Origin of the sequence: Streptomyces niphimycinicus (assembly GCF_018883605.1) — a bacterium.
Classification (GTDB): domain Bacteria; phylum Actinomycetota; class Actinomycetes; order Streptomycetales; family Streptomycetaceae; genus Streptomyces; species Streptomyces niphimycinicus.
Window position 1 is genome coordinate 1 of record NZ_JAHLEM010000362.1, and the last position, 5,524, is coordinate 5,524.

3 protein-coding genes are annotated in these 5,524 nt (G+C 74.9%); 1 reads left to right on the plus strand and 2 read right to left on the minus strand.

Annotated features, from left to right (window positions below):
* Positions 1–3,636, plus strand: a 3,636-nt coding sequence (locus KN815_RS28950) for an SDR family NAD(P)-dependent oxidoreductase (RefSeq protein WP_216344842.1), incomplete at its 5' end; no start/stop codon positions are given.
* A 35-nt stretch (positions 3,637–3,671) separates the two neighbouring features.
* Here the strand turns inward: KN815_RS28950 and KN815_RS28955 are convergent.
* Both KN815_RS28955 and KN815_RS28960 read right to left on the minus strand, forming a co-directional pair.
* Positions 3,672–4,376, minus strand: a complete 705-nt coding sequence (locus KN815_RS28955) for a DUF4232 domain-containing protein (RefSeq protein ID WP_216344843.1) — start codon at positions 4,374–4,376, stop codon at positions 3,672–3,674.
* A 58-nt stretch (positions 4,377–4,434) separates the two neighbouring features.
* The coding region (locus tag KN815_RS28960; protein WP_216344844.1) for a Gfo/Idh/MocA family protein at positions 4,435–5,524 on the minus strand (1,090 nt) is incomplete at its 5' end.

Genomic DNA, 5,524 nt, shown 5'->3' on the forward strand with positions numbered 1-5,524 from the left:
CATCTGGAGCTGCCCGGCGACCCCGTCCGCCACTCCTGGCGCGCCCGCACCGGCACCGCCGCCCTGCCCTGGCTCGACGACCACCGGGTGCACGACGCCCCCGTCCTGCCCGGCGCGGCCTCCTACGCCCTCGCGCTCACCGCCGCCTGCGAGGTGTTCGGCGCCGGGCCCGAGGAGGTCGAGGTCACCGATCTGCACTTCCGCGAACTGCTGCGGCTCGCCGACCGCACCGACCTCTCCACCACGGTGACCCTCGCCGCCGCCGACCGGGCCGAATGCGAGATCTTCGGACGCGACGAGGACGGCGCCTGGGTGCGACAGGCCACCGCGGTGCTCCGCAGACTCGCCGCACCGCCGCGCTCCCGCCCCGCCTCCGTCCGGACCCTCGCCCTGCGCCATCCGCTGCCCGTCGAGGCCGACGCCCTCTACGCCAATCTGCGGGCCCGGGGCGTGACACACGGACCGGCGTTCCAGGGCATCACCGACGTGTCCGCCGCCCGCCACGGCAACAGCCTCTGGGCCCGGGTACGGATCCCCGAGGCCGCCCGCGCCCCCGGACACGGACTGCGCATCCACCCCGTCCTCGTCGACCTGTGCGCCCAACTCCTTGTCGCCGGACTGCTCGACGAGGACGACCGGCGGCTGCTGCTGCCCGCGCGGATGCAGAGCGTACGCGTCCTCGGCGACCCCGAGACCGCCGTCTACTGCCACGCCCGCCTCGCCGAGACCACCCCCGGGGCCACCGTCGGACACGTCCGCCTGCTCGACGCCGATGGCCGCCCGGTGCTGGCCGTCGACGGGCTGCGGATCGTCCACAGCGCGGCGGACCGCACGGCCGAGGTCGACCAGTGGTTCCTCGAGATCGGCTGGCGGCGCGCCACCCGGCCCGCCGCCACCCGGCCCCCGGGACGATGGCTGATCGTCGGCGAGGCGGACGGCACCGCCCGCCCGGTGGCCGCCGCCCTGCGCGACTCCGGCGCCACCGCCCGGGTATGGGAGACACCCCTGGCCGACCAGGGGCTCGACGCCTTCCGCGACGCCCTCACCAACCGGCTCACCCGCCCCGGGGAACGGCCGCGCGCCGTGGTGCTCCTGTGCGGCCCGCGCCCGGCCGACGGCGGCGCGCAGGACGGACTGCGCCGCACCCGCCGGCTGCTCGCCGCCGCCCAGGCGCTCACCGCCCGCTTCCCCGAACCGCCCCGCCTCTACGCCGCCACCTGCGGCGCCCGCACCGTGACCCCCGGGGACTTGGCCGACCCCGGACAGAGCCCGCTGCGCGGACTCCTGCGGGTGCTCGCCCTGGAACACCCCGAGCTGCGCGCCACCTTGGTGGACACCGACCCGGCCGCCCCCGACGAACTGGCGGAAACCCTCGCCGCCGAACTCCTCGCCGACGGCCCCGAGGAGGAGATCGCCCTGCGCGACAGCGCCCGCTACACCGCCGAGCTGGACTACGCGCCCCTCACCGACACCGAGCGCACCACCGCCAGTGCCCGCACCGTGCGCTGCGGCACCGACGGCTTCCGGCTGCGCGCCGGCCGCCTCGGCGACCTCGGCAGCCTGGAGCTCACCACCGCGCCCCGCCGCCGGCCCGGGCCCGGTGAGGTGGAGCTGCGGGTGCTCGCCGCGGGGCTGAACTTCCGCGACGTGCTCACCGCCATGGGGCTGCTCCCCGGCGACGAGAACATCCGCTACCGGCTCGGCTTCGAATGCGCGGGCGAGGTGAGCGCGGTGGGCCCCGGTGTCGACCATCTCCGCGCCGGTGACCGGGTGGTGGCGGCCGATGTGCACGGCGGCGCCTTCGGATCGTTCACCGTCGTCCCCGCCGACCGCACCGCACCCCTCCCCGAGGGCCTCACCCCGGACACCGCCGCCGGGCTGCCCATCGCCTTCCTCACCGCCTGGTACGCGCTGCGCCACGTCGGCCAGGTGACCGCGGGGGAGCGGGTGCTGATCCACTCGGCCACCGGCGGCACCGGGCTCGCCGCCATCGCGGTCGCCCGGCTGCTGGGCGCCCAGGTGCTGGCCACGGCGGGCAGCGAGGAGAAGCGGCGCTTCCTGCGGGCCATGGGCATCGCCCAGGTCATGGACTCCCGGTCGCTGGACTTCCGCGACGAGGTCAAGGAGGCCACCGGGGGCGAGGGCGTCGACGTGGTGCTCAACTCCCTCGCCGGATCGGCCATCCGGGCCGGTCTTGAGTGTCTGCGCCCCTTCGGCCGCTTCGTCGAACTCGGCGTCCGCGACATCCTCTCCGACGCCCCGCTCGGACTCTCCCCGCTGCGCCACAACATCACCTTCTCCACCGTGGACCTCAGGGAGCTGCAACTGGCCCGCCCGCAGGCGTACGCCGCGATGCTGCGCGAGGTGCTCGACGCGATCGCCGAGGGCCGCCTCAAGCCGCTGCGCTGCACCGCCTATCCGCTGGCCGAGGTCACCGACGCGTTCCGGCGGATGGCCGGCGCCCGCCACATCGGCAAACTGGTGCTGACCATCCCGCAGGAGGGCCGGGTCGACGCCGTCCTGCCGGACGGACCGCTGACGGTACGCGAGGGCGGTACGTACATCGTCACCGGCGGGCTGCGCGGTCTCGGGCTCGCCACCGCGTGCTGGCTGGCCCGGCAGGGCGCGGGCCATCTGGTGCTGAGCGGGCGTACCGCACCGGTCGGCGCCGCCGCGCGGACGCTCGCCGAACTCTCCGCCACCGGTACCAGGATCACCGTCGTGACCGGCGACATCAGCCACCCGGGCACGGCCGACCGGCTGGTGGCCGCCGCCACCCGCGACGGGGCCTGGCTGAACGGTGTCGTCCACAGCGCGATGGTCCTCGACGACGCGGCCGTGGCCAATATCCGCGAGGACCAGTTGGGCCGGGTATGGGCGCCGAAGGTCACCGGGGCGTGGCGGCTGCACCAGGCCACCGAGGGACACCGGCTCGACTGGTTCGCGGTGTACTCCTCGATGGCCGCACTGCTCGGCAACGCCGGACAGGGCGCCTACGCGGCCGCCAACGCCTGGCTGGACGGCTTCGCCGCCTGGCGCTCGGCACACGGCCTGCCCACCCTCGCGGTCAACTGGGGCCCATGGGGCGAGACCGGAGTGGCCACCGGCTTCGCCGACCGCGGCTATCAGACGATCCCCACCGAGCAGGGGCTCGGCGCGCTCGGCGCCCTGCTGGCCCACGGGCGGGTGCACACCGGTGTGATCCCCGGCGACCCGGCCACCTGGATCCCCGCCGCCGGCCGCAGGTCCGCCCTGTTCGCCCCGCTGCTCCCCGGCGACGACACTCCGGTGGCCGCCCGGGAGAGCACCGACGACATCCGCGCCCGGCTGGCCGCACTCCCCGCGGGCCCGGCCCGCCGCACCGCGCTGGAGTCCTATCTGACCGACCACATCCGTGCCGTGCTGCGGCTCAGCAGCGCCACCCTCGATCCGCAGACCCCCCTGCGGTCACTGGGGTTCGACTCGCTGCTCGCCATGGAGCTGCGGGTGCGCCTGGAGACGGGGCTGAACATCAAGCTCGCGGGCAACTTCGTCTGGCGGCATCCGACCCTGGAGGCCCTGGCCGCCGGGCTCGCCCGGCAACTGGGGCTCGATCCGGCGGACCGGCCGGAGGAGCGGCTGGGCGCTCCGGGCTGACGGGTCCGCGGGACCTACGGCGCCACCGGCGAGCGTCACCAACCGGCGTCCGGGCGATCCGCGCCCGGACGATTCGGGGCAGGACGATCCGTGGCGGGGCGGGCCCAGGCGCTGACGCCCAGCTTGCCGGTGGTGCCCAGGTCGACGTGGTCGGGCACGGTCTGCGCGTCCTTTCCGTCGCCGTTGGGCGCGATCCGCAGATAGCGCCCGTCGGCGGCGGGGCGCGTGGTGTCCGTCACCAGATTCCGCCACAGCAGACGCGTCACCGCCCGCTCACCGGGCTTCAGCCGCACCGGCCCGGTGGCCGTCTCGAAGCCGTCGACGGTGGCGATGCCCGACGTCCCGTGGCCGACCGTGACCTCCAATGGCTCCAGGTCCGCGTCGAGGACCTGGACGGATGGATGGCCGTTCACCGGGTAGACGCGGCTGCCGCAGTTCACCAGCTCGATCTGCTGCTCGCGCAGCCCCATCGCCGCGTTGGCCTCCGCGGCCCGCAGCAGCACCCCCGAGTCGGGGCAGCCCGCGGGGGCGGTGGGCGCGGCGGTGTCCGGGGAGACGGCGATGCCCGACGGGCGGGAGGTGGCCTCGTCGGGCACCGCGGCGACTCCCGAGGAGGTCTGCGTACCGCATGCGCCGAGCAGACCGGCCGCCGCGAGAGAGCCGAGCAGCCGTCTTCGGCGACGCCGGGCGGCGCTCCGGAAAAGGGGCGCCCGGGGTGTGTCGATCGCATCCGTGTCCATGCGGCTCATCCTGCCTCAACGCCTTGTGGGATGAGCCGCGTTGGACCCGGCGCCCCGGCTACAGCGTCACGACATCCGCCGTGGCCACCGGCTTTCCGCTGACGAACGACTGGTTGGCCGCGAGCCCGGTGACCAGCGCCAGCGCCCCGTCCTCCTCGGTGGCCCGCCGGTGTGAGGCGTCCGAGGCGTCCACGGCCGCCTGCGTGGTGGCCGCCGCCGGGTCCACGGGGCCGTACAGCACCTCCAGCATCCGCTCGTCCCCGCCGCCGTGTCCCGCGTGGTCGAACGCCGGCAGCTCCACCTCCCGCGGCGGCTCCCACAGCGGCCGCAGCACCAGCCGCGGGCCGCCCGCGTTGGCCAGGGCCTGGTCGCCGTGGATGGTGCCGCGGCCGGAGGAGGTGCCCAGCAGCGACGGCTGCCACGCGCTCTCCTCGACCTCCAGCTCCAGCCGGCCCCGGGTGCCGTTGAACATCACCCGGTAGCCCTCCCAGGGGGAGTAGGCGGTCAGGTGGTACGTCATGGTGGCGCCGGTGTCATAGCGGACCAGCAGCGCCATGTCGTCCTCGATGGTGACGCCGTCGCCGAACACATTGCGGTCGCGGTGGTAGCCGTCCACGCCCTCGGCGTCCAGATACAGCGAGCGCAGCGCGTCGTTCTCGGCGAGTTCGAGCGCGAACGGGTCGTCCCTGGCGGCGGCGGCGCCGTGCGCCCGCTCGTATTCGCGCCGGTAGCCGCTGCGCTCACCGGCCGCGCGGCCGTAGAAGCCGAGCCGGCCGTAGCCGAACACCTCCTGCGGCCGGGCTCCCAGCCACCAGTTGACCAGGTCGAAGTGGTGACTGGACTTGTGCACCATCAGCCCGCCGCTGTGCTCCTTCTCGCGGTGCCAGCGGCGGAAGTAGTCGGCCCCGTGCCGGGTGTCCAGCAGCCATTCGAAGTGCACCGACAGCACCTCGCCGATGGCGCCGCCGGACAACTGCCGGTGGACCTCCTCGTGCACCGGGTTGAAGCGGTAGTTGAAGGCGACCGCCAGATGGTTGCCGGTCTCCTGGACCGTCTCCAGGATGCGACGGCACTTGGCCGCGTCGGTGGTCATCGGCTTCTCGGTGACCACCCGGCAGCCGGCCCGCAGCGCGGGCACGACATACGCG